The sequence below is a fragment of the Vibrio sp. R10-SG3-ISO3 genome, assembly GCF_059834225.1.
In genome coordinates, this window is record NZ_JCBDHE010000051.1 from 30,599 (window position 1) to 52,845 (window position 22,247).

A 22,247-nucleotide genomic window follows, 5' to 3' on the forward strand; every position below is an offset into this window, starting at 1 on the left:
CCTTGCTTAAGGGTTATCTCACCACAAACTGATTGACGTCACGGCTCAGCCCGCTCGATAGCTCCATGACATTTTGCGCGACTTGATGGATACGCTCCGACAAGGCTTTGCTGCTCTGATTCTGATCATTGAGGCTGACAAGGTTAGTGTTGATCTCTTCAGAGGTGGTGCTTTGCTCCTCCGTCGCGGCGGCAATTTGGGTCGCCATGTCACTGACATCAATGGTGGCTTGATGAATCTCGGTAAAGAGCGTTTGAATTTTCTCCGCCGCTTCGACTGAGCTGCGTACTTTATCATTCCCCACGCGAATCGATGACACGGCGTTTTGCACACCCACCTGCAAGGAGTCGATCATCTTCTGAATCTCCTCAGTAGATTGTTGGGTTTTGCTTGCCAATGAGCGAACTTCATCCGCTACCACGGCAAAGCCGCGTCCTTGCTCACCCGCTCGTGCTGCTTCGATGGCTGCGTTAAGCGCCAGCAGATTAGTCTGCTCTGCGATGTTACGAATCACATCCAATACTGAGACGATGTTTTGCGATTCGGTCGACAGGTTTTCGATAACATTATTGGCATCGGTAATCGCATCAGACAACTCATGCGTGCCACGTACCGACCCCTCAATCAAGGCTTGACCATCTTGCGTCACTTTCGCGGTCGATTCCGACATTCTTGCCGCTTTGTCCGAATACTCAGCTACCTCTTTTACGGAGACGCTGAACTGATTAACAGCGGTGGCGATCATATCGATACCACGACTGATCTCTTCGTTCACCACCTGCGCCTGTGAGTAGCTCTGGTTGAGTTCATCAGCCGTCTGATTAAGATTATTGGTGTTATCGTAAATACCAATAATGATGCCCTGCAGTTTGCTGACAAAGGTATCAAAGGTACCGGCCAGCAGCCCAAGTTCGTCTTTGCGTTTAGAGTCAATACGTTGTGTGAGATCCCCATCACCTTGCGAGATTTCACCCACACGTGAAGTCAATTGGCGCATACCGTCGACCAATAGTTTGGGGACAAAGAATGTCAGTACAGACGAGAGCACACCGACGAAAATGACGAAAAGAAGAAGATTGCGGTGATTCACATCCATGCGTGCATTGAGCACATCGACGGTTTGCTTTGCTTGTGCATCAAGCGCTTCACCGGCGACGTCATAGAAATCTCTTAACGTGGAAAAGTGCGCGCTGTTATCACCACTGAGCAATTCGGAAGCCCGTTGTATCTCCCCTTTGTCACGCAGCGCAATCACTTCAAGAGAGGAGCTTTTCCAGAGGTCAAAGGCTTGCTGATAGCCTTTAAGCTTCGCCAATATTGCCTGCTCCTCTTGCATATAACCGAGATAGTTGTTCATTCTATCCAGTGCTTGCTGTGCGTTTTCTTCAAAATCAGCAAGATCATCCTCAGTGCCATTGGCCGTGATGTAACTCATTTGCGCCACTCTGGCTTGGTATAAATCTCGGTCAGCGTTGAGGATATCGGACAGCGCAGGCATATAAGTTTGACCAAACAAACCTAGGCCATTATTGAGTGCGGAGGAAATGGTACTAAAGGTGACAAACACCACCACCAGTGAGACCACCAGCAAACCCAGTGCTGAAGATAGTTTTAAACGGATACTTTTTGACATGGCTGAGAGCATACTCCCTCCTAAGCTCGAATGAGTAGATAGCTACTCATTTGAAGTTAGTTCAGAATGTGACCCCCCTCAACCTAAGTGATAGGAAATAACGGGCAAACAACCCACAAGTTGTACCAGTTGCGTCAAGGCTACTTAGTTATTGAGACGCATACTCAATTGAGCGGCCACCTGCGCCAGTTCTTGACGGGTTTGCTCGATGTCTTCGATGTGATGATGAACAGTGCGCGAATTTAAGGTCATGTAAGGTACTGTCATCACTGCCATCAGTTCGCCTAAAGCACCAAAAATTGGATAGCTGATGTTGGTAACGCCAGAAATTTGCGGACTGGCGCCAACGAAGTAGCCGTCTCGCTGTGTTTTCTCGATGTTCGCTAACGCGTGTTCAATTTCAGCGGACGTCGCATCGGTTTGCGCAAGGATTTTGTCGCGCTGAGCTTGCTCGGTAAAACTGAGCAGCACGATGCCCGAGCCCGATGAGCAGATATCTAACGTTGCCCCTAAGCGTAAGCCAAAGCCCATTTTATAAGGGCTTTCCTGCACACTGATCACCACGAGCTCACCATGCTTGTATTGGCTTAAGTGGCAAGATTGGTTCACCTTCAAACACAGATCTTCCATCATAGGCACCGCACGCTTGAGCATCTGCGCAATGGGAGGATGTTGGTTGGACAGCACAAACATTCTTAAGCTGAGCGAATAGGCCGATTGTTCAGCGTCGAGCTCAATGTACTGCCGCTCCACTAGCACCGACAACATACGAAAAATTTCACTGACGCTGCGATCGAGTTTTTCCGCAATTTGCTTTTTACTCAGCGCCACCGGAGACGCGGCAAGAAGCTCCAAAATGTCGAGCCCTTTCTCAAGTGCGGGCGCGCGATATTCAGTTTTTTTAACGTTGCTCATGATCAATAGAGGCTGCCATAGAGAAGTCTCAGTATGACAGCCAATCTAGGTCCTTTAAAGTAGGTTAACGCCTTGATTAACGGATCAATCCCATCCACTGAGGAATCGTCAAGGAAATCGCAGGAATGTAGGTGACGAGCATCAACACACCAAAGATCATCACAAAGAATGGCAACAAGGTGCGAATCACGCTATCAATGCTGATGCCACTGACCTTACAACCGGTAAACAGAATCGGCCCTACCGGCGGCGTAATGGTGCCAAGCGATAAGTTAAACACCAACAAGATACCAAATTGCACCGGATCCATACCCAGAGAAGTACAGATAGGTAGGAAAATCGGTGTGAAGATAAGCACCGCAGGCGTCGGATCCATGAAGGTGCCGACAAACAGCAACACCAAGTTAATGATCAGCAAGATCATAAATGGGTTGTCAGTCAATGAGAGCAGCGAGTCTGCAATCATGCCGGGGATCTGGGTAAACGCCATGACCCAAGACATGATCGACGAGGTCGCCAACATGAAAATCACAATCGCTGACATTTTCGCCGTACTGAGGAAAATCTGCGGCAACTCACTGAATTTCAACGAACGATAGCACGACGTCAAAAAGAGTGAATAGACCACGGCAATCGCCGACGCTTCTGTTGCGGTAAATACGCCGCCAAGAATACCGCCAATCACCACCAGAACCAAGGTTAAGCTTGGCACCGCTTGAATCGTGACGGAGAAACACTCTTTCAACGTCATGGTGTGTTTGGCGATATAGCCACGGCGTTTTGCCATAAAGCCGGCGATGATCATTACGCTCAAGCCCCACAAAATACCGGGCACGTAACCACCGACAAACAGCGCCGAGACCGATACGCTACCGGCAACCGTCGCGTAGACAATCAAGGTGTTGCTGGGTGGAATCAACATTCCCGTCGGCGCGGAAGCAATATTCACCGCGGTACTAAAGGCTGGGTCGTAGCCCTCTTTTTTCTGAATCGGCGACATGATGCCACCAACCGCCGCCGCGGATGCCACGCCAGAGCCACTGATTGAACCAAACAGCATGTTGGAGACCACATTGGTCTGCGCCAGTGAACCAGGAAAGAAGCCACTGATGATTTTAGAAAAGTTAATTAGCCGTATTGCTATGCCACCATTGTTCATGATGTTACCGGCCAAAATGAAAAACGGAATCGCGAGCAACGCGAAGGAATCAAGCCCGACGAACATACGCTGCGCTGAGGTCGTCATTGCCCCTTGAAACGGAAGAATGACCGTCATCGCGGCAAAAGAGGCCGCGCCGACACTGATGGCAATCGGCGCACCGATAATCAGCAAGACGATCGCCCCAACAAACATCACCAGTGAGGCGGTAAGAGCCATATCCATATTACACCTCGCTTGAAGCTTTGCTGTGTTTGAGAGCTTTGAATTGATGGATTAGATTCAATTCGTTATAGAGGAAATAAAAGAGAATCAATCCTCCAGAAATCGGGATGGCCGCGTAGATGACACCCATCGGGATTTGCAGTGCCGAATCTAACTGCCACATTTGGCGTACTGCACTGTTGTAACCACCGATGATCATGATCGCGTAGGCAAAGCTGACCGTTACCAACTCGATGAACATCTCCACCAACACGCGCACTTTGTCATTGAATTTGTCACGGATAAAGGTGATGGCCATATGCTCACGTAGGCCAAAGACGTACGCACTGCCAAATAAAATCAGCCAAATGAAGAGATAGCGCGACAGCACTTCACTCACCGCACTTGGGCTATTGAATAGATAGCGTGAGGCAACCTGATAGGTGACCAAGGCGGTCATGGTGCCCACAATCAGAATCAAAAACAGTGACAGTACTTTGTCCACCCACTGTTTTAAGGTTGTCACGGCTGACAACAAGGTTTGAAATACGGTTTTTTGCATAATGAAGATCCGACAAGGAGCCAGCACCGCGCTGGCTCCTTGCTCTTGAACTTATTTTAAAGCGGCGATTTTTTCGAACAGCTTCTTCTGAGCAGGAGACTCAGTGAGCGCCTGCTGAAGCGGTTGACAGCTCTCTTGGAATGGCGTGATATCGACTTCATTGAAGGTCGCTCCGTGCGATTTCGCGGTCTCCATTGCCGTGCTGATACGATCATTCCAAAGCTTAAACTGCGCTGGCGTGCTCTCTTTCGCTAGACGGCGCAGTGTCGCTTGGTCTTCTTTCGACATCGTATCCACAAAGTAGCTGCTCACCACAACCAGATCGGGCACCATCAAATGACGGGTTGATGAGAAGTAAGGTGCCACTTCATACTGCTTAAGATCCGCATAAGTGATCTCGTTGTTTTCAGCGCCATCCAATACGCCTTGTTGAATCGCGGTGTACACTTCACCTTGACTCATAGGTACGCCCGTACCGCCCATGCACGACAGCATCTTAATCATGGTTTCAGACTGCATTACACGAATCTTGTTGCCTTTCATGTCCGAGACGTTTTCAACCGGCGCATTCTTGGTGTACATGCTGCGAGCGCCTGCGGTGTACGCCGTCAAGACTTCAAAACCAAAGCGTTTGGTGGACGCAAACAACTCATCCAACTCGCCCGACGTAAATACCGCCTCTTGGTGCGCTGGACCAGAGTAGACATACGGCATACCAATCACACGGTAGGTCGCGTCGTAGTTTTCAATCAGTGGGTTGGCGACAACCGCCATTTGAATCGCGCCATTTTGCACCAACTCAAGTGCGGCACGTTGGTCGCCAAGCAGTTCATTTGGATAAATAGACAGTTTGTAACGGCCGTCCGTTTGCTCGTTGAGTTTTTTGCCAAACTCTTGCAATGCGATGTATTGCGGATGATTGTCTGACTGGTTAAACGCCGCTTTGATTTCAGTTGCCGCTTGAGCCATAGAAACGGTGCCTAGGCCAACGCTGACCAAAGCAGATAGAGCCGTCATTTTCAGTACTTTTTTCATCACAGTAGTCCTTGTCAATGTGTAGGGTAATGTCGTTATTGGTTGTTATCGGATGGCGGTCATGTCCACGAAATCCATGTCATCAAAGGTCTGGTTTTCGCCCAACATGCCCCAGACAAAACTGTAGTTGCTGGTCCCACAACCTGAGTGAATTGACCAACTCGGAGATAGCACTAACTGTTTGTCACGTACGACGATGTGTCGTGTTTCTTGCGGCTCTCCCATGAAATGGAAAACCACTTGATTCGGTTGAACGTTGAAATAGAGGTAAGCCTCCATACGGCGTTCGTGAGTGTGCGCAGGCATAGTGTTCCATACACTGCCCGGTGCAAGATGCGTCACGCCCATGCACAGTTGGCAGGTCGGCAGCACATCTGGGTGCAAGTATTGATTGATCACTCGCAGGTTAGCGGTGTCGTTTGAGCCAAGCTCGACCACTTTCGCTTGTTCACGGGTGATCAAACGCGATGGGTAGCCATGATGCGCAGGCGCACTTAAGCAGTAAAGATACGGTTTGTGCGCACTCTCTTCAGAGTGGAAACGGATATTGCGTACCCCTTTGCCTAGGTAAAGGGCATCGAGCGGCTCAAGTCGGTAGATCTCTTCCGAGGTGTGGACTTCAATCGCCCCTTCTCCCAAGTTGACCATGCCCAGTTCGCGGCGCTGCAAGAAATAGTCGGTGCCGAATACGCCATTATCGATGTACTCATCCAAAGAAAGTGGTTGAGTCGTAGGGCACACACCCAGTGCGACCACACGATCGATATGGCTGTAAAGCAAGGTAATCGAGTCTTCAGCAAACAACTGTTCATTTAAGAATTCTGCGCGTAAGCGATCCGTATCGTAGTGCTTCGCATCGAGCGGATTGCTGTTGTAATTGGTAAACATCATTCTCTCCTTTGTGTTGGCAGTAAGTGTATCTTTAATTCATATATGATCAATATCGTTCAAATATAATCAAAAACGAATTGAGATCTTCACCCGCTACCTAACCTCTAAAGGGAAATTTTGTGTGATGTTGGCCATCATTTTTTGCCAAAAACACGCTAAAAATTAGACATTGAAACAATTTATCTCATTTTTATGAACCATTGTTTTAATATCAATCATTTATCATTCAAGACCGAACTTAGGCGCAATGCGCAGCCCAAAAGAGACAAGCGGATCGCACTGGGCAGCGGTTGTCGTTATACTACTTTGGTTGAGAATGATGCAGCTTGGAGAGAAGGGTTTTGAAGGGGTTACCACAGCGTACGCTGACGATTGCAGCGCTTTGTTTTATTACGAGTGTATGGGGAAGCCCTGAGAGCCTCGCCGCCGACTCTGATGCCTTTAGTCAACCCCGAGTGGATTTGATCCAAGTCGATAAATCAAAACGACGTATGTACCTACTGTCTAACAACGAAGTGGTTCGAGAGTTTCGCATCGCCCTGGGTAAAGCGCCCAAAGGACACAAAACACAAGAGGGTGATCAAAAAACGCCCGAAGGACGCTACTACTTGGATTTCGTTATGGAAGATTCTGAGTTCTACCGTTCCATCCACATCAGTTATCCGAACCAAGCGGATCTCGAATACGCCAGTGCGTTGAATGTGTCGCCGGGCGGAGACATTAAAATTCACGGTTTGAGAAATGGCGAGCAAAGGCCCGCCAACTATGTGCAGAGTTTCGATTGGACGAATGGATGCATCGCTCTCAGCAACCCTGAAATGGATGAATTACTCAGCCTAGTGGAAACGGGAACCCCAATCGACATCCACTGGTGAGCCGCTAAGAGTTGACCTCTTCCAGTGTCGGCGTTTTGCGCTTTTCTCGAGTCACCCACCAGCAAATCAACGAGCCAATGGTGACCATCGCCACTCCTTGAAGAAAACTGTGAGTGATCGCCACCCCCAGCAACCATGACGAGATAACGGTCGCGATGATGGGAGTAAAGTACGACAAGGTCGCCAGAAACACCATGTTGCCGCCAATAATCGCGTAATTCCACAGCGCATACCCCGCCCCCATCGTTACGCCGGCAAGTAACAAAATCGCGCCAGATTCCATCGTCAACACCTCACTCAAAGGCAGAGCGCTGTTCTCTGTGAACAGTGCCGCTTTGATCCATAAGGTGATCGCCGTGAGAATAAAAAACAACGTGATGGCGTTTTGGCCTCGCGCCAGGGTTTTGGTTAGGTTGCAATATAGTGCCCATAAAAAGGCTCCGATGAAGGCCATCGAATACGTCGCTGGGTTCGTGGCGACATTGGCTGCAATTTGGCTGACAGAAAGACCCGCATCGCCGGTGATACTCCACGCCACGCCAACAAACGCGAGTGCAATACTTGGGTACACCAGCCAACTGGCCCGTTTCGGGCTCAACAGCAGAGCCATCAGTACAGTGAGTGCTGGCCAAAGATAGTTTATCACCAACATTTCAATCGCTTGCATGCGCGAGTTGGCCATGCCCAGCGCTAAAGCGAGACAAATCTCATAAGCGACAAACAGCCCTCCGCCAATGAGCACATACCGCCAAGAGTACTGGCGCCACTTTGGCCGCCCCATCACCAGCAGCAAAAACAACGACGCCACGCTGTACATCGCCGCGGCCCCCGCCACCGGGCCAAAGGACTCCGCGACTAAGCGGGCTAATCCCGTCACGCTGCTCCAAAGAAGAATGGCCGCAATACCGGCCATTGTGTATCGATCGACGGACACGATTTAGACGATTTCCCAACTGTGGGTCATTTCAACGCCCTCACCGAGCATCAAGCAGACTGAGCAATATTTTGTCAGTGAATCGGCCGCCACTTGCGCCACGACTTGGGGATCAAGCGCCTCTCCAGACACCTCAAAATGGATATTCACTTTGGTAAAAATACGTGGCGCGCTGTCACGGCGCTCAGTGGTCAGCTTGGCGACACAAGTGCTCACCGCTTGGTTGGCTTGTTTGAGGCCATCGACCACGTCAACCGAGCTACATCCCCCCGCTGCCATCAACACCATCTCCATTGGGCTTGGCGCGCTCGCTCCCCCATTGCCATCCATCACGACAGAGTGGCCCGATTGGGAATGACCTAAAAACTTGAACTCATCGATCCACTTAACTTCTGCTTGCATGATTGTCTCTCTACTCATTTAAAAACTGCGAAAACGTCAGTGTGTAAAAAGCGCCAGTGAAAAACTCACTCGCGCTCTGTTGTCTGCTCATTGCTTCAGCGCATGCTGATACCGGCGATTAGCGATTATACGGTCAGCAAAACTCGCGCTGCGAGCAGTATCAATACACACCCTGATAGTCTATCAATCAATACGGCTTTAGAGCGAATTTTATCGATAAGCTTCGGACTGGAGAGCAAAAACGTAATTAAGGTATACCAGAGCCCATCCACCACAAACGGTGTAAGCACGATGATCGACTTCGCGGCAAAGGTGTCACCGACTGCGACAAATTGGCTAAACAGCGCGATGAAGAACAGCGCAATTTTCGGGCTGAGCAGAGAAATCAGCAGCCCTTCTCGCGCCGATTGAGCCACTGGTGTTGGCTCGCCCGACTCCAGCCTTGCTGCTACGCCACCTTTAGAACGCAGCGCATTGTAGCCAAGGTAGATAAGGTACGCGGCACCGGCGTAGCTAATCCCCTTGAATAGCAAGGGTGATTGCTGCAACACCACAGCTAAGCCAATTAAGGTAATAAACGCATAAACGCCAATACCAAAAGCGTGCGCCCATGCGGCGGCAAATCCATTGATGCGCCCACCCGCCAAACTGTGCTTTGCCACCATGGCCAAACTAGGCCCCGGAGACATAGCACCGAGTAGACAAATCGTGAAAAGTGAAAACCAAATCGTTAAGGTCATGAAAACGTGTCCTAATCCATGTGAATGGCGTAACGATAATGCTGATTAGCTATGATTTGAAATCAAACTTTTTCATAAGCATCATGATTTCATATCATACCTATCGAGTAAGGGGATGTGCGCATAGCGCTCAGCACAACCTCTCTCATCCATTGATGAGCGGGATCAAGATCGTACTTGGGATGCCAAATCAACCAATAGAGATGACTGGCCGTATCAAAAGGCAAAGGACGATAAAGAAGTAACGCATCCCGCGACAAGTTAATCGCTATGTGTTCTGGTACCACCATCAGGTAGTGGCTGCTTTGCAGAGCATTGACTGCGGCGGTAAAGAACGGCACTTTCAAGGCAACGCGTCGTGTGTGACCAAGCGAGTTCAGTACCACATCGGTGCTGGTGTCCTTGTCACCGCCCCCTGTGACTTTCAAATGTGGGTAAGCCAGCATATCTTCCATCGATACCGCACCTTTATCGGCAAGCGGATGCCCTTGACGCATCAACAAAACGGATTTGTCTTCACCGATCAGCACGGAACTGACGTACTCTGGCTGACGAGGGAGCATGGTTGACGCCAGATCAATACCGTTCGTATGGAGTTGGTCCAAATAATCTGGGTCCCACAGCTTGTACGTCAGATTCAAATTAGGGGCTTGATCGGTCAGCACCGAGACCACGCTAGGTACGATGTACTGCGCGACATAATCACTCGAGGAAAACACAAACTCTTGTCGCCAATTGTGCGGTTGAAACGGCGCATCGGCCAACAGATTATCCACCTCAGAGAACATCCGATCCAAGCGCTTCTTAATAACCAGCGCACGAGGGGTTGGAACCAATTGGTTACCGTCTCTCACCAGCAGTGGATCATCAAATAGCGTACGTAGCTGGGCTAACTGACGGCTTACCGCAGATTGAGTAATGTGCAAACGCTCTGCTGCGCGGCTGACATGGCACTCGTCCAGTAACACCGATAACGCCCGTAGCAAGTTTAAGTTGATATTATTGAGCATCATGAAGCGTGTTGAAGAACTCAGTTAAAACGGTATGCGTCACCAAATGGCGTAGCTCTGGGATGGTGTACAGCTCATCTCGAATCCGGTATAGCTGCGCCATACTCTCCACTTCGACAAACAGCATCATGTCCGTTTCACCACTGATGGCATGACACCACTTCACCCCTTCAATCTGATAAATACGCGGGGCGTAATGATCGCAATAGTGCCTGGTTTTCGTCGTATCAAATTTAAGTGCGAGATAGGCTTGGATTTTGGCGCTACTGGTGTCTGGCTGAGCAATTTCTGCGTGATAACCGAGGATCACTCGCTCCGCTTCTAAACGCTGAATACGCGCCGTTACAGCAGAGCGGGACAAGTTGACCTGACGGGCGAGTTCACTGACAGACAATCGAGCGTTGCCTCTGAGTAATGTAATGATTTTATTATCGAATTTATCCATTTCTTTTTCTCATACTTGCCCTTTGGTCAATTTGACACAAAACGAACAGGAAGAAAAGATGACAAAATGGCGGGCGATACGTGAAAAAACGTCAAAGTGACGGATAAGCGAGACACATTGATGGATGCCGAGATAGACACAATTGGTTAAGCTTGGCCAATCACCCCGCGCTAGGATGCGACATGAACCAACTCAAACAAGAAATCTCGTTATTATCAGGCATCGGCCAACTCTCGACCACATTACTCGGCACTGGGCTATTTATGGTGCCCGCCATCGCGGCTGGCATTGCCGCTGAAGCGTCGCTATGGGCTTGGTTGCTGCTGTTTATCGCCATCTGCCCCATTGCGCTCACGTTCGCCCAGTTAGGTAAACGCTACCCCAACGCTGGCGGAACCGCCTATTTTGTGCGAATGGCGTTTGGCCCCCGCCTTGAAAAAAGTGTCGCGTGGCTGTTTTTGAGTGTCATTCCTGTCGGTGTACCTGCCGCCATTGCGTTGGCTGCGGGCTTTCTTGAACAGATTCTTCCTACTAGCCTTCAAGACCCATTGCTTGCGCAAGTGATCACCGTGTTATTACTCGTGCTGGTTAACTTATCTGGGGCGAAATCTTCGGGCCGTCTACAAACGGTGATTGCGCTCGCGATCTTTGCCCTCGTCGTCGCGTTTTGGTGGCAAAGTGATCTAAAGATCGATGACATCACGCTCCCCACCTTGAGCCAACAAGATTGGCTGCCGATTGGCGCGGCGCTCGGCGTGATGTTTTGGTGCTTTGTCGGTATCGAAGCGTTCGCCCACATGGGGGAAGAGTTTAAAAACCCAGAGCGCGATTTTCCCATCGCAATTGTGATTGGCTGTTTAGTCGCAGGCCTTACCTATTGGGCTTGCTCGGTCGTAATTTTAAAATTGGGCGCGTATGGCTCTGCGCAATTTGAAAGCACCTCTATTCCGTGGATGGCAGCTCAGCTGTTTGGTCCGAGCGTCAAGTGGCTCATCAGCATCATTGGCTTTGCGGCCTGTTTTGCAAGCGTCAATCTCTATACTCAAAGTCTCTCGCGTATGGTTTGGTCGCAAGCGCGCGATTACACGCCACACAGTGCGCTCGCTAGATTATCAGTGCGTGGCGTGCCCGCAAACGCAACGATTGCCGTTGGCGCTGTGCTGCTGCTTTCTTGCGTCGTGGGTGAAATTTCCGGCCTTAACTTGGAGTTTTTCCTTAAGCTCGCCAACGGGATTTTTGTTTTGGTTTATCTACTGGCGATGCTGGCGGCCTACAAACTGCTGCGCGGCGTGGATAAAGTCTTAGCGAGCGTCGCGCTACTGCTGTGTAGCCTTGTGTTTCTCTGTTTAGGCTGGTCGATGTTTTACGCCGTGACCATTTTTGCCGTGCTCACACTCCCTTGGCACAAATGGCGTAAACTGCCGCCGCAAGCCACCTAAAACCAGGACAAGAGAGAGATTGACCGACGTTATTGGTGCAAAACTAATCATTCAACCCAACATGTCCCGTTTTGTTGGGTTTGTGTGCTAGGTTTTTCAAGATAGAGTATTGTTTTTCTGCCGTTTTCGAGTACTTTGAACACAGCGTTTAAACGGACAATAACGGCTGGAGTGCTCTGTGAGCCAATTTCAAGATCTCTCTATTTTGATCGCCGAACTGCTTCGCAGTGAAGACAGTGAGCAGGTCACAACTCTTAACGAATCTATCGAACACGGACTTGAGCCCGGCGCTGTAGCGCTGATTCTCGAGGCCTTTCCCATTGATGACCGTGTGCGACTTTGGCGCAGCCTGCCCCTTGAACTGCATATTGAAGTACTCACCGAAGCGCGTGCGGAAGTTCGCCACTCCATCATCAAAGAGCTGTCTGAGGTTGAACTCAAATTAACCCTCGCCAAACTGGATAACTTATCTCTGATTGAATGGTCTGACTCACTCCCTGAGGAGATCATCAATGAAGCGCTACGCCTGATCGAAAAAGATGAACTTGAGCTTTACGATCAAGCGAATGCCTATGAAGATGATCAGATTGGTCGTTGGGCCGAACGAAAAGTGGTCACGCTCCCCTTCACCATTTCCGTTGAGAAAGCGAAAGGTTTGATGGAGCGCTACAGCTATGACGCCCCTGAGCACATCTATCTGATCAACAAGAAGAAACAGTTTCGAGGCATAGTGCGCTATATCGATTTGCTGCGCGCCGAGCCGGGCGACAGGCTTAAATCATTGGCGCTAGAGCACCCTGTCACCTTAAACGCCAAGCTAGAACTTTCTGAAAGTATCGAGGCGTTGGAGCACTCTTCACTCTCAACCATGCCAGTGACCGATGACAATGACACCTTGATTGGTGAAGTGAATTGGCATTTTGCCCTCAGTACTCAACGTGAAATTTACGAAGCGCGCCTAATGGCGGGTACCGGTATGGATGAAGGGGACGACCTGTTTGCGCCCATCATTCGCAGCTCGAAAAAGCGTGGGGTTTGGCTTGGCATCAATCTCATGACGGCAATCCTTGCCTCAGTCACTATCGGCTTGTTTGAAGATGTGATTGCTCAAGTGGTTGCGCTGGCGGTCTTAATGCCTATCGTCGCCTCGATGGGTGGCATCGCAGGTAGCCAGACGTTAACGCTGATGGTCCGCGCGATGGCGCTCAACCAGATCACAGCGGGGAACCGCTGGGCGCTAATGAAAAATGAAGTGGGCATTGGCTCTATCAACGGATTGCTGTGGGCAGTCATCATTGGTGGACTCGCCGGACTGTGGTTTCAGTCTGTCATATTAGGTGCCACCATCGCGCTGGCGATCGTCGTCAACATTATTACCGCCGCTCTATTTGGTGTGCTGATCCCAATTGTTCTCGACAAACTCAAACTTGACCCTGCACTGGCAGGCTCCGTCATCCTCACAACTGTGACTGACGTGGTGGGTTTTTTCGCCTTTCTCGGCACAGCGAGTCTCGTCATGCTCTAAGCGCTAGCGGCACATAAGATGACCTCAGATCGCGCGCACCTACAAGGTGCGCAATCTGATCCTCTGTTCGCAATATGCTGGTGTATTTGCAATATGCAATGCCAATATGCAACCAACCACTCTTTCTTAGTCTCAATCTCAACGTAAAGCCTGATACAGCGGGCATATTAAAGTTGGCACATAACCTGCTATCTATACAGTGACCCTAGCGTTAGGGTCACCTAGCCAACTGACGTTGTTAGTGAACCCAATTTGTTCACACCCAATACCAGCCAGAATCCTCACGGTTTCTGGCTCTTTTTTTATTTCACGCCAATCCATACAAAATACAAATAACGCCCACCCAATTATTAGCAATACAAATCCTGGAATAATCAATATTCCAATAGAAAACATAAAATAATAAAAACGCAATGCACTGTTTTCATTGATCAAATCAATCAAAAACATCCAAGCAACCGTTTTACAAGTCGCAACTTGCATTGACAGCGCAAAATACACCCCCATAATACGCGCCGCAATCGAATACATTCTGGTAAAGACAGTCTCATTCTGCGGAGGTAATACAATGGCTGATGACAACAACTACAGCTTAGGACCGGTCCCGAGCAACGCACGCAAAGGGGTTGCGTCTCTCACTATGGTTATGCTTGGTTTAACCTTTTTCTCCGCCAGTATGTGGACAGGTGGCGCTTTGGGTACGGGCTTAACGTTCAACGATTTCTTTCTTGCCGTGTTAGCCGGTAATTTGATCCTCGGTGTCTACACCTCGATTCTTGGCTATATTGGTGCCTCTACCGGCCTCTCTACTCACCTCCTCGCTCGCTATTCCTTTGGTACACAAGGCTCTTGGCTACCTTCTGCGCTATTGGGCGGTACGCAAGTCGGTTGGTTTGGCGTGGGTGTGGCGATGTTTGCTATTCCAGTCCAAAAAGCGACGGGGTTAGACGTCAACTTGCTGATCCTCGCATCGGGCTTATTGATGACGGCAACGGTTTACTTTGGCATCAAAGCGCTGATGGTGCTCTCTGCCATCGCCGTCCCTGCGATTGCTATTCTTGGTAGCTACTCGGTTTCACTGGCGGTGGACAGCGTGGGCGGCGTGGATGCCTTAATGCAGGTTTCACCCAAAGAGCCGATGGATTTCTCTATCGCACTGGCAATGGTGGTCGGTTCTTTCATCAGCGCGGGGACGTTGACGGCTGATTTCGTTCGCTTTGGTAAAAAACCCGCTGGCGCTGTTCTTGTCACCATGATTGCGTTCTTTATCGGAAACTCACTGATGTTCATCTTCGGTGCTGCTGGCGCTGCAGCGACCGGCCACGCGGATATTTCTGACGTGATGATCGCGCAAGGACTGTTACTGCCTGCCATCATCGTTTTAGGTCTCAACATCTGGACCACCAACGAAAACGCCCTTTACGCTTCGGGCCTAGGTTTTGCCAACATTACCGGCCGCTCAAGTACCTTAATGTCGATCGTCAATGGCGTCGTCGGCACCATTTTTGCGCTGTGGCTATACAACAACTTTGTCGGTTGGTTGACCTTCCTATCAACGGCGATTCCTCCTATCGGCGGCGTGTTGATTGCTGACTACCTCATCAATCGAAAACGCTACAAAGACTTTGCCAATGCAACCTTCAAACGTGTTAACTGGGCCGGCATTATTGCCGTAGCCGTTGGTGTGCTAGCGGGTAAATTCATTCCGGGCGTCGTGCCGATCAACGCAGTATTGGGCGGTGCGTTATGCTATGTCATACTCAACCCATTATTGAATAAATCTTCGCTGACCACGCAAACTGCGTAAGGAGATCGCATGCCATCGCTACTGATCAAAAACGTCACGCTTGAGGCGCAAAGCGGCCTTAAACAGATTCTTATTGAAGATGGACACATTTCGTCCATCACCGATGCGAACTCCCCTATCAACTTTGAGGGGGAAACGCTGGATGGACAAGGGGCGATGGCCGTCGAACCCTTTTGCGAACCACACATTCACCTAGACACAACTCAAACGGCTGGTGAACCGAACTGGAATATCTCGGGCACGCTATTTGAGGGCATCGAGCGCTGGGCAGAACGCAAGCAGCTGCTCTCTATTGAGGATGTAAAGCAGCGCGCCAAACAGACGTTAAAGTGGCAGATTGCAAACGGTGTGCAGCATGTGCGTACTCACGTGGATGTCTCTGATCCGACTCTGGTTGCGCTAAAAGCAATGATTGAAGTGCGTGAAGAGATGCGACCTTGGGTAGATATCCAAATCGTCGCCTTTCCACAAGAAGGCATCCTCTCCTACCCTAATGGTAAAGCATTGCTTGAAGAAGCAGTCAAACTAGGCGCCGATGTGATTGGTGCTATCCCGCACTTTGAGTTTACGCGCGAGTATGGTGTCGAATCGCTGCATTACGTCTTCGAGCTAGCACAACAATACGACCGTCTGATTGATGTGCACTGTGACGAAATTGATGATGAGCAATCACGCTTCGTCGAAACCGTAGCCGCATTGGCTCACAAGTTCGATATGGGGCACAAGGTCACCGCAAGCCACACGACGGCAATGGGTTCATACAATGGCGCTTACGCGTCACGACTGTTCCGACTGCTACGCATGTCGGGCATCAATTTTGTCGCTAACCCGCTGGTCAACATTCACCTTCAAGGTCGATTTGACGACTACCCTAAACGCCGTGGCGTCACACGCGTGAAAGAGATGTTAGCCGCAAACATTAATGTCTGTTTTGGCCACGATGATGTGTTTGACCCTTGGTATCCACTCGGCACCGCCAACATGTTGCAAGTGCTCCATATGGGGCTGCATGTGTGCCAAGTGATGGGTTACGATCAAATCAACCAGTCACTGGCGCTGATTAGCCACCACTCCGCGCGTACCCTCAACATCACAGAGCGTTACGGCATTGAAGTGGGCAAACCGGGTAACCTGCTGCTGCTTGAAGCCGAAAACGGCTTCGATGCGGTCAGACGTCAAGTTCCAGTGCGTTATTCGATTCGTGGCGGCAAAGTGATCGCTGAGACTCAACCCGCAACCACGCATATTCACCTCGAGGAGCGTGAAGCGGTCGATTTCACCCGTTAACGATAGGATTGGCTAGGTGGGGCTGGACTAATGGCGTCGAAACAAGGATATTAGTCAGCAACCCTATCCATCTAATTTGTTTGAGGAAGCTTTGATGATATCTAAGTGGGCGCAACGTTTTTACCAAATGGCAGAATTGGTTGGCTCTTGGAGTAAAGATCCTTCGACTCAAGTCGGCGCCGTCATTACAAAACAGAACCGCATCGTTTCTGTCGGCTTTAATGGCTATCCACATGGCATTTCCGACAGTGCCAATACGGATGACAGAGACATGAAGTATCTAAAGACGCTGCATGCCGAAGAAAATGCCATTTTGTTTGCTAAGCGAGATTTAGATGGCTGCGAGATCTGGGTGACTCACTTTCCGTGCCCAAACTGTGCAGCGAAGATCATTCAGACTGGCATCTCCTCGGTGCACTGCCCAGAGCAAACTGAGGATTTTCTCTCTCGCTGGGGTGACAAGATCAAAGTCAGCCAAGACATGTTCTTACAAGCGGGTGTGAAAGTGAACTGGTTGCCGCTCGATGATCTGATCCCAAGACCATAGACTTTTCTCGACCCATTTATCCCCAAAACGGAGCCCACAGCGCTCCGTTTTTTTCATTCTTACTCATCGACACTTAAAGACATCACGCCCCCACTCACGTTCGACCTTGGTTTACCGCTTTAAGATCGCGTTTTGTTTACCAAATCTGTAGATTCCATGAGTTAAAACGCATTCCTTGTGTACCTTGCCGGTAAGATTGCATCAACGACGTGTCACAAGTATTTTTTGTCGCGAATTAACTGCGCTCTTCATTTTTTGTCAATAGGCACTTCTACTGATTCTTAACGTGATCAACCTCTGCAATGTCGACGTTATCTAGTGATAACCACCGACATTATTTTTACTAGCAGAATAAGATATTAGCCATTACAATCCTGCCGCATAAAAATTACAAAATAGTTACAACCCTATCGCTGTATTGAGCCCCCAACTTAATACAGCATCAGCCCTAAAACGTGAAAGGTCCCCTAAACCATGAGTCCAGAACATCACCTTCTAGACTGGCAGAAAAGCCAAACGATTGCTGAAACGATCTCCCCTTTACTCAGCCAACTTTACCGACAAAAAGGTGTTGAAGTGCTGCTGTTTGGCAAAACACTGGTCAACGCCGCCACCATCGACATCATCAAAGCGCATCGGCTCGCTCGTCACTACACCGGAAAGCCGCTGAGCACAGAACAAACCCTGCCTCTGATTCAAGCGCTCTCAACCATGGCTCTGTCACCATGTCGTATTGATGTCGGCCAACTCGCCCACCAATTTTGGCAAGGTCGCGATGATGCCCACGGCGTCAGTGACTTTCTGCACACGGCGCTGGTCGGCGCGATGAATGGCAACACGGTGCCGACACCTCGCGATGTGGTGTTGTATGGTTTTGGTCGAATTGGGCGACTTCTAAGCCGCTTGTTGGTCGAAAAATCCGGCCCGGGTTATCCATTACGTTTGCGTGCAGTGGTCGTACGAGGCGGAAAGCAGGGTGATTTAGCCAAGCGTGCGAGTCTACTACGACGTGACTCTGTTCATGGCCAATTTAATGGCAGCATCATTGTCGATGAAGAGCGCAAAGCGCTGATTGTGAACGGCAACTACATTCAATTCATCTATGCCAACCAACCTCAAGACGTCGATTACAGCGCTTACGGTATTCAAAATGCGTTAGTGGTCGACAATACGGGCGTGTGGCGTGACGCCGAAGGCTTGAGTCAACATTTGGCCTGCCCGGGTGCGAGTAAGGTGCTGCTGACCGCTCCAGGCAAAGGTGAAATCAAAAACATCGTCTTTGGTGTGAATCACGATGAAATCGAAGCGGATGACACCATAGTCTCCGCAGCCAGTTGCACGACCAATGCGATTACGCCGGTGCTCAAAGCGGTCAATGACCAGTACGGCATTCTCTCTGGCCATATCGAAACCGTGCATTCTTTTACCAATGACCAAAACTTGATTGACAATTTCCACTCAGGCGAACGTCGTGGTCGCAGCGCGTCGCTAAATATGGTTCTAACGTCAACCGGCGCGGCTAAAGCGGTCGCTAAAGCCCTACCTGAATTGGCGGGCCAGCTCACGGGCAATGCCATTCGCGTTCCGACTCCGAACGTCTCGATGGCAGTCGCGAACCTCAACTTGGCCCAAGGCACCGACAAAGCCTCACTCAACGCGTATCTTCGTGATGCCGCGTTGAACTCAAGCCTGTCTGCCCAGATGGACTATACGGATTCCACCGAAGTCGTCTCGAGTGATTTGGTCGGTTCTCGTTTTGCTGGCGTCGTCGATGGCGCAGCTACCATAGCGCAAGACAACCGCTGCGTGCTTTACATTTGGTATGACAATGAGTTTGGCTATAGCTGCCAGGTTGTCCACTGTATGGAACAAATGATGGGCGTTCGCTATCCCACGTTCCCACAAAGCCGCGCTTAATCTCAATTCAACTCCACAACAATAATAATCCCCCCCGAATTGCCGCTGCATCAATGCAGCGGCCTTTTTCATTCATCTTTCATTCATACCGCCTTCAGTACGATAGCCTCTCACATTAAGAGGAGTCCTATATGGCACGCGCAATGACCACTATCTTCGCCCTGTTTGTTGGCATGTTTACTTTGATAATGAGCCTTATCCTTGCTATTCCGTTGACCATCGCTGCGATTTTCGCTGGCAAACGACTTCAGCATTCAGCTGCATTTTCACGCACTGAACCATCCGCCAATAAAAGCGGCAACACGATTGAAGGTGACTATGAAGAGGTCCAGCGCTAGTTAAGTTTGCACCTCGACCAAAAAGTGTGCTAACTCTATACCCTGCTTGCTCAAGATAATAAAAAGGAAGAGTATATGAGCCATGGGAAAAGGGACATTACACTGCGTTTTCTGGCCGAGCCGAGTGACGTCAATTTTGGCGGTAAGGTCCACGGCGGCGCAGTCATGAAGTGGATAGATTTAGCGGCCTACGCCAATGCCGCCGCATGGAGCGGTAAGTACTGCATTACTGCCTACGCGGGCGGAATTCGTTTTGTAGCGCCAATCCATGTTGGCAACTTGGTCGAAGTAAGTGCCAAAGTGATCTACACCGGCACCTCATCGATGCACATCGCCATTGACGTGCAAGCCAGCGACCCTAAAGAGATGAAAAATCGCCTCACCACACACTGCATTGTCATCATGGTCGCGGTAGACGAGCATGGAAAGCCATCACCTGTCCCTGAGTGGATTCCCGAGACTGCCGATGATATTAAACTGCGCGACTCAGCGATCCGCTTAATGAACATGCGTAAAGAAATCGGCGAAGAGATGGAAGCGCACGTCAAATACCTCAAATAGACATCAACAGGGGGCACTTGCAGTTCCCCCTCTCATTCTATCGATTAGCCATCAAGATTAGCCAACTTTCTCAGTTCCGTTCTATGATTTGTTAACCACTGTTCGAACGTTTGCGGTTGAGAGCCTGTCAGGGCAACAAACTCATCACTGCTGCCATCCGAAAAGAGACCTCGATTGTGCTGGTCCATCGTAACACACAGCTCAATAACAGGCTCTGGTAGTTGGAATGACGTCAGTTGAGAACGAAATTCATCGTCACTCAAGTGCACCATATTGATTGACGTACCCAAGATGCGATCCATGATATGCGCCATTTCATCATTAGTCAGTGACTCGGGCCCATTCAGAGTCAATACTTGATGTCCTGAAGGGGCTTTCACCAACGCCGCCGCAGCCGCCATCGCGAGATCGCGACGAGAAAGTTGCGCTGTTTTGCCATTACCGGCAGACGTCAACCAATGGCCCGTTTGTAACGTACTGGCAAAGTACTCAGGTAGATTTTCAAAATACCAGTTGTTGCGAAGAATCACGGTATTGTCGATACCACTTTGAACGATCGCCGCTTCGGTCGCCTCATGTTCATGAGCAAACATAACCGGTGACTGGCTCGGCGCTGGCATAGACGTATAGATAAGATGGTCGACGCCCGCTTTTTTCGCAGCGTTAACTGCGTTGAGGTGCGGCTGGGTGCGAGCGCCCGCAGACAAATCAATGCTGACTAACAGTAGGCTATTCGCCCCGTCAAAGGCCTGCTCTAACGAGCTCGGATCAGAAAAATTTGCTTCTCTCACGTCCACACCCAACTCGACCAGCGAGCTCAACTTCGCTCTGTCACGGGTGGTGACGATCAATTGCTGCGCTGTTAACGCGCCTGAGCTAAGAAGTTGCTCTACTACTGCTGAACCTAACTTACCGGATGCGCCGGTCACCAAATATTTACGATCTGACATCATGATATTCTCCGTTTCTCTAACTGTTCCAAAACGACAGACTCCTTCAGCCTGTCATGGGATGAACTGACTATATAATTATTAATTTGATAAATAATTAGCCAATTATTAAACTTATTGTTTATTAATAATAAACAGTGAAAGTCATGATCTCCCTTGACGATATGTTGGTGTTTGCCATGGTGGCAGAGAAACAGTCCTTTACTCAGGCAGCCGAGGCGCTAGGTCTTGGTAAGGCAAGAGTGTCGCAGATTGTCACTCGCTTAGAACGTTCGTTGAACACACGCCTGCTTCACCGCACAACCCGTTCGCTATCTCTCACCGATGCCGGTCAGCGCTACTACGAAAAATGCCGAGCGATCAACGATATTGCCAAAGAAGCCAACAGTGAGACACTCACCGGGAACCAAACCCCAAGTGGCACCATTCGAATCTCCACCCCCAGCAATGCGATGGTCGAACTACTGAGCGAGTTCATTCGCCAATATCCCGATATTCGACTCGATATTATTGAAAGTGATAGCTACAGCAATCTGATTGAGTCGCGTTGTGACATTGCACTGCGAGCCTCTTCAGCGCTTGAGGACTCTCGTCTCTATGCCACCAAAATTGGCTTTTTCCGCGACATGATTTGCACCTCGCCGGATTACTTAAAACGCGTCGGGAAAATTGAAGATCTGAAGGACTTAGTCAATCTTGACTGGATAAGTCATCACATCGTCCACGGTGATAAGCACTTGGTTTTAACCAATCAACAAGGTGAAGTCACCCGACTGGCACATCAACCTAAGGTGCAAGTTCGCACCGCCAACGCAGTGAAGCAATTTGTGCTCAACGGGTTAGGATTTGCCATCATGCCCAGTTTTATGATTAAAGAAGAGCTAGATGCCGGTCAGCTTGTGCGGATTTTACCTCATCTTCATGACCGTGAAATTCCTATGTATGCGGTTTATCAGGAGAAAGCCCTGATGCCACTCCGTGTGAGAACCTTGATTAAATTTCTCAAACAAAAAGGCAATGCGTTTGATTAGAGAGGTAGCGCGAACTGAGGCCTGACATGCCCTTCACGGC

The 22,247-nt window shown here is 49.7% G+C and carries 23 protein-coding genes; 10 read left to right on the forward strand and 13 right to left on the reverse strand.

Annotated features, from left to right (window positions below; genetic code table 11):
- Positions 1-13: 13 nt before the first annotated feature.
- The 6 genes from AC6R1A_RS16110 to kduI all read right to left on the reverse strand — a co-directional run bounded on the left by AC6R1A_RS16110 (position 14) and on the right by kduI (position 6,396).
- The gene (locus tag AC6R1A_RS16110; RefSeq protein ID WP_500632649.1) at positions 14-1,645 is read right to left on the reverse strand and encodes a methyl-accepting chemotaxis protein; all 1,632 of its coding nucleotides are present in this window, start codon (positions 1,643-1,645) and stop codon (positions 14-16) included.
- Positions 1,646-1,777: 132 nt separating this feature from the next.
- Entirely contained in the window at positions 1,778-2,548 is a 771-nt protein-coding gene (locus AC6R1A_RS16115; protein ID WP_500632648.1) for an IclR family transcriptional regulator, read from the reverse strand.
- 76 nt (positions 2,549-2,624) lie between these two features.
- Positions 2,625-3,932, reverse strand: a complete 1,308-nt coding sequence (locus AC6R1A_RS16120; RefSeq protein ID WP_334551560.1) for a TRAP transporter large permease — start codon at positions 3,930-3,932, stop codon at positions 2,625-2,627.
- 1 nt (position 3,933) lies between these two features.
- The gene (locus AC6R1A_RS16125; protein ID WP_500632647.1) at positions 3,934-4,473 is read right to left on the reverse strand and encodes a TRAP transporter small permease; all 540 of its coding nucleotides are present in this window, start codon (positions 4,471-4,473) and stop codon (positions 3,934-3,936) included.
- A gap of 51 nt (positions 4,474-4,524) precedes the next feature.
- Positions 4,525-5,508, reverse strand: a complete 984-nt coding sequence (locus AC6R1A_RS16130; RefSeq protein WP_334551556.1) for a TRAP transporter substrate-binding protein — start codon at positions 5,506-5,508, stop codon at positions 4,525-4,527.
- 45 nt (positions 5,509-5,553) lie between these two features.
- Entirely contained in the window at positions 5,554-6,396 is an 843-nt protein-coding gene (gene kduI, locus AC6R1A_RS16135) for a 5-dehydro-4-deoxy-D-glucuronate isomerase (protein ID WP_500630009.1), read from the reverse strand.
- Positions 6,397-6,854: 458 nt separating this feature from the next.
- Here kduI and AC6R1A_RS16140 point away from each other — a divergent pair, with 458 nt between their 5' ends.
- On the forward strand, positions 6,855-7,274 hold the full coding sequence (locus AC6R1A_RS16140) for a L,D-transpeptidase family protein (RefSeq protein WP_334552188.1): 420 nt from the start codon (positions 6,855-6,857) through the stop codon (positions 7,272-7,274).
- Positions 7,275-7,278: 4 nt separating this feature from the next.
- On the opposite strand, the gene yddG is transcribed toward AC6R1A_RS16140, so the two are convergent.
- From yddG to AC6R1A_RS16165, 5 genes are all read right to left on the reverse strand, one after another.
- Entirely contained in the window at positions 7,279-8,187 is a 909-nt protein-coding gene (gene yddG / locus AC6R1A_RS16145) for an aromatic amino acid DMT transporter YddG (RefSeq protein WP_500632652.1), read from the reverse strand.
- Between the two features lie 24 nt (positions 8,188-8,211).
- Entirely contained in the window at positions 8,212-8,610 is a 399-nt protein-coding gene (locus AC6R1A_RS16150; protein WP_334551554.1) for an OsmC family protein, read from the reverse strand.
- A 125-nt stretch (positions 8,611-8,735) separates the two neighbouring features.
- The gene (locus tag AC6R1A_RS16155; RefSeq protein ID WP_334551552.1) at positions 8,736-9,350 is read right to left on the reverse strand and encodes a LysE family translocator; all 615 of its coding nucleotides are present in this window, start codon (positions 9,348-9,350) and stop codon (positions 8,736-8,738) included.
- 89 nt (positions 9,351-9,439) lie between these two features.
- Complete coding sequence (locus tag AC6R1A_RS16160) at positions 9,440-10,360, reverse strand: LysR family transcriptional regulator (protein WP_500632651.1); 921 nt, start codon at positions 10,358-10,360, stop codon at positions 9,440-9,442.
- Positions 10,350-10,805, reverse strand: a complete 456-nt coding sequence (locus AC6R1A_RS16165; RefSeq protein WP_334551550.1) for an Lrp/AsnC family transcriptional regulator — start codon at positions 10,803-10,805, stop codon at positions 10,350-10,352. The genes AC6R1A_RS16160 and AC6R1A_RS16165 overlap by 11 nt, the downstream gene beginning before the upstream one ends.
- Positions 10,806-10,987: 182 nt before the next feature.
- On the opposite strand from AC6R1A_RS16165, the gene yjeH reads away from it, so the two are divergent.
- The gene (gene yjeH, locus AC6R1A_RS16170) at positions 10,988-12,244 is read left to right on the forward strand and encodes an L-methionine/branched-chain amino acid transporter (RefSeq protein WP_500632646.1); all 1,257 of its coding nucleotides are present in this window, start codon (positions 10,988-10,990) and stop codon (positions 12,242-12,244) included.
- A 178-nt stretch (positions 12,245-12,422) separates the two neighbouring features.
- Complete coding sequence (locus AC6R1A_RS16175; protein WP_500632645.1) at positions 12,423-13,769, forward strand: magnesium transporter; 1,347 nt, start codon at positions 12,423-12,425, stop codon at positions 13,767-13,769.
- A 192-nt stretch (positions 13,770-13,961) separates the two neighbouring features.
- Here AC6R1A_RS16175 and AC6R1A_RS16180 read toward each other — a convergent pair whose 3' ends face one another.
- Positions 13,962-14,351 (reverse strand): hypothetical protein, encoded by a 390-nt coding sequence (locus tag AC6R1A_RS16180; RefSeq protein WP_500632644.1) that lies wholly within the window; start codon positions 14,349-14,351, stop codon positions 13,962-13,964.
- On the opposite strand from AC6R1A_RS16180, the gene codB reads away from it, so the two are divergent.
- The 6 genes from codB to AC6R1A_RS16210 all read left to right on the forward strand — a co-directional run bounded on the left by codB (position 14,338) and on the right by AC6R1A_RS16210 (position 20,226).
- Positions 14,338-15,576, forward strand: a complete 1,239-nt coding sequence (gene codB, locus AC6R1A_RS16185; RefSeq protein ID WP_334551544.1) for a cytosine permease — start codon at positions 14,338-14,340, stop codon at positions 15,574-15,576. The genes AC6R1A_RS16180 and codB overlap by 14 nt on opposite strands.
- A 9-nt stretch (positions 15,577-15,585) precedes the next feature.
- Positions 15,586-16,863: a cytosine deaminase gene (locus AC6R1A_RS16190; protein WP_500632643.1), complete on the forward strand. Its 1,278-nt coding sequence runs from the start codon at positions 15,586-15,588 to the stop codon at positions 16,861-16,863.
- 94 nt (positions 16,864-16,957) lie between these two features.
- Positions 16,958-17,410 (forward strand): dCMP deaminase family protein, encoded by a 453-nt coding sequence (locus tag AC6R1A_RS16195; RefSeq protein WP_334551540.1) that lies wholly within the window; start codon positions 16,958-16,960, stop codon positions 17,408-17,410.
- Positions 17,411-17,884: 474 nt separating this feature from the next.
- The gene (locus tag AC6R1A_RS16200) at positions 17,885-19,327 is read left to right on the forward strand and encodes a glyceraldehyde-3-phosphate dehydrogenase (RefSeq protein ID WP_500632642.1); all 1,443 of its coding nucleotides are present in this window, start codon (positions 17,885-17,887) and stop codon (positions 19,325-19,327) included.
- Between the two features lie 131 nt (positions 19,328-19,458).
- A complete protein-coding gene (locus AC6R1A_RS16205; RefSeq protein WP_500632641.1) occupies positions 19,459-19,665 on the forward strand; it encodes a hypothetical protein in 207 nt (68 codons plus the stop codon).
- Between the two features lie 75 nt (positions 19,666-19,740).
- Positions 19,741-20,226 carry an acyl-CoA thioesterase gene (locus AC6R1A_RS16210; RefSeq protein WP_500632640.1) on the forward strand — a complete coding sequence of 162 codons (486 nt, stop codon included), beginning with the start codon at positions 19,741-19,743 and terminating at the stop codon, positions 20,224-20,226.
- Between the two features lie 44 nt (positions 20,227-20,270).
- On the opposite strand, the gene AC6R1A_RS16215 is transcribed toward AC6R1A_RS16210, so the two are convergent.
- Positions 20,271-21,179 carry an NmrA family NAD(P)-binding protein gene (locus AC6R1A_RS16215; RefSeq protein WP_500632639.1) on the reverse strand — a complete coding sequence of 303 codons (909 nt, stop codon included), beginning with the start codon at positions 21,177-21,179 and terminating at the stop codon, positions 20,271-20,273.
- A 143-nt stretch (positions 21,180-21,322) separates the two neighbouring features.
- Here AC6R1A_RS16215 and AC6R1A_RS16220 point away from each other — a divergent pair, with 143 nt between their 5' ends.
- The gene (locus AC6R1A_RS16220; protein ID WP_500632638.1) at positions 21,323-22,207 is read left to right on the forward strand and encodes a LysR family transcriptional regulator; all 885 of its coding nucleotides are present in this window, start codon (positions 21,323-21,325) and stop codon (positions 22,205-22,207) included.
- The last annotated feature ends 40 nt before the right edge of the window (positions 22,208-22,247 follow it).

Coding starts and splice junctions, on each gene's coding strand:
- AC6R1A_RS16110 (WP_500632649.1), bottom strand. CDS start 1,645: ATGCTCTCAGCCATGTCAAAAAGTATCCGTTTAAAACTATCTTCAGCA.
- AC6R1A_RS16115 (WP_500632648.1), bottom strand. CDS start 2,548: ATGAGCAACGTTAAAAAAACTGAATATCGCGCGCCCGCACTTGAGAAA.
- AC6R1A_RS16120 (WP_334551560.1), bottom strand. CDS start 3,932: ATGGATATGGCTCTTACCGCCTCACTGGTGATGTTTGTTGGGGCGATC.
- AC6R1A_RS16125 (WP_500632647.1), bottom strand. CDS start 4,473: ATGCAAAAAACCGTATTTCAAACCTTGTTGTCAGCCGTGACAACCTTA.
- AC6R1A_RS16130 (WP_334551556.1), bottom strand. CDS start 5,508: ATGAAAAAAGTACTGAAAATGACGGCTCTATCTGCTTTGGTCAGCGTT.
- kduI (WP_500630009.1), bottom strand. CDS start 6,396: ATGTTTACCAATTACAACAGCAATCCGCTCGATGCGAAGCACTACGAT.
- yddG (WP_500632652.1), bottom strand. CDS start 8,187: ATGGCCGGTATTGCGGCCATTCTTCTTTGGAGCAGCGTGACGGGATTA.
- AC6R1A_RS16150 (WP_334551554.1), bottom strand. CDS start 8,610: ATGCAAGCAGAAGTTAAGTGGATCGATGAGTTCAAGTTTTTAGGTCAT.
- AC6R1A_RS16155 (WP_334551552.1), bottom strand. CDS start 9,350: ATGACCTTAACGATTTGGTTTTCACTTTTCACGATTTGTCTACTCGGT.
- AC6R1A_RS16160 (WP_500632651.1), bottom strand. CDS start 10,360: ATGCTCAATAATATCAACTTAAACTTGCTACGGGCGTTATCGGTGTTA.
- AC6R1A_RS16165 (WP_334551550.1), bottom strand. CDS start 10,805: ATGGATAAATTCGATAATAAAATCATTACATTACTCAGAGGCAACGCT.
- yjeH (WP_500632646.1), top strand. CDS start 10,988: ATGAACCAACTCAAACAAGAAATCTCGTTATTATCAGGCATCGGCCAA.
- codB (WP_334551544.1), top strand. CDS start 14,338: ATGGCTGATGACAACAACTACAGCTTAGGACCGGTCCCGAGCAACGCA.
- AC6R1A_RS16190 (WP_500632643.1), top strand. CDS start 15,586: ATGCCATCGCTACTGATCAAAAACGTCACGCTTGAGGCGCAAAGCGGC.
- AC6R1A_RS16195 (WP_334551540.1), top strand. CDS start 16,958: ATGATATCTAAGTGGGCGCAACGTTTTTACCAAATGGCAGAATTGGTT.
- AC6R1A_RS16200 (WP_500632642.1), top strand. CDS start 17,885: ATGAGTCCAGAACATCACCTTCTAGACTGGCAGAAAAGCCAAACGATT.
- AC6R1A_RS16205 (WP_500632641.1), top strand. CDS start 19,459: ATGGCACGCGCAATGACCACTATCTTCGCCCTGTTTGTTGGCATGTTT.
- AC6R1A_RS16210 (WP_500632640.1), top strand. CDS start 19,741: ATGAGCCATGGGAAAAGGGACATTACACTGCGTTTTCTGGCCGAGCCG.
- AC6R1A_RS16215 (WP_500632639.1), bottom strand. CDS start 21,179: ATGATGTCAGATCGTAAATATTTGGTGACCGGCGCATCCGGTAAGTTA.
- AC6R1A_RS16220 (WP_500632638.1), top strand. CDS start 21,323: ATGATCTCCCTTGACGATATGTTGGTGTTTGCCATGGTGGCAGAGAAA.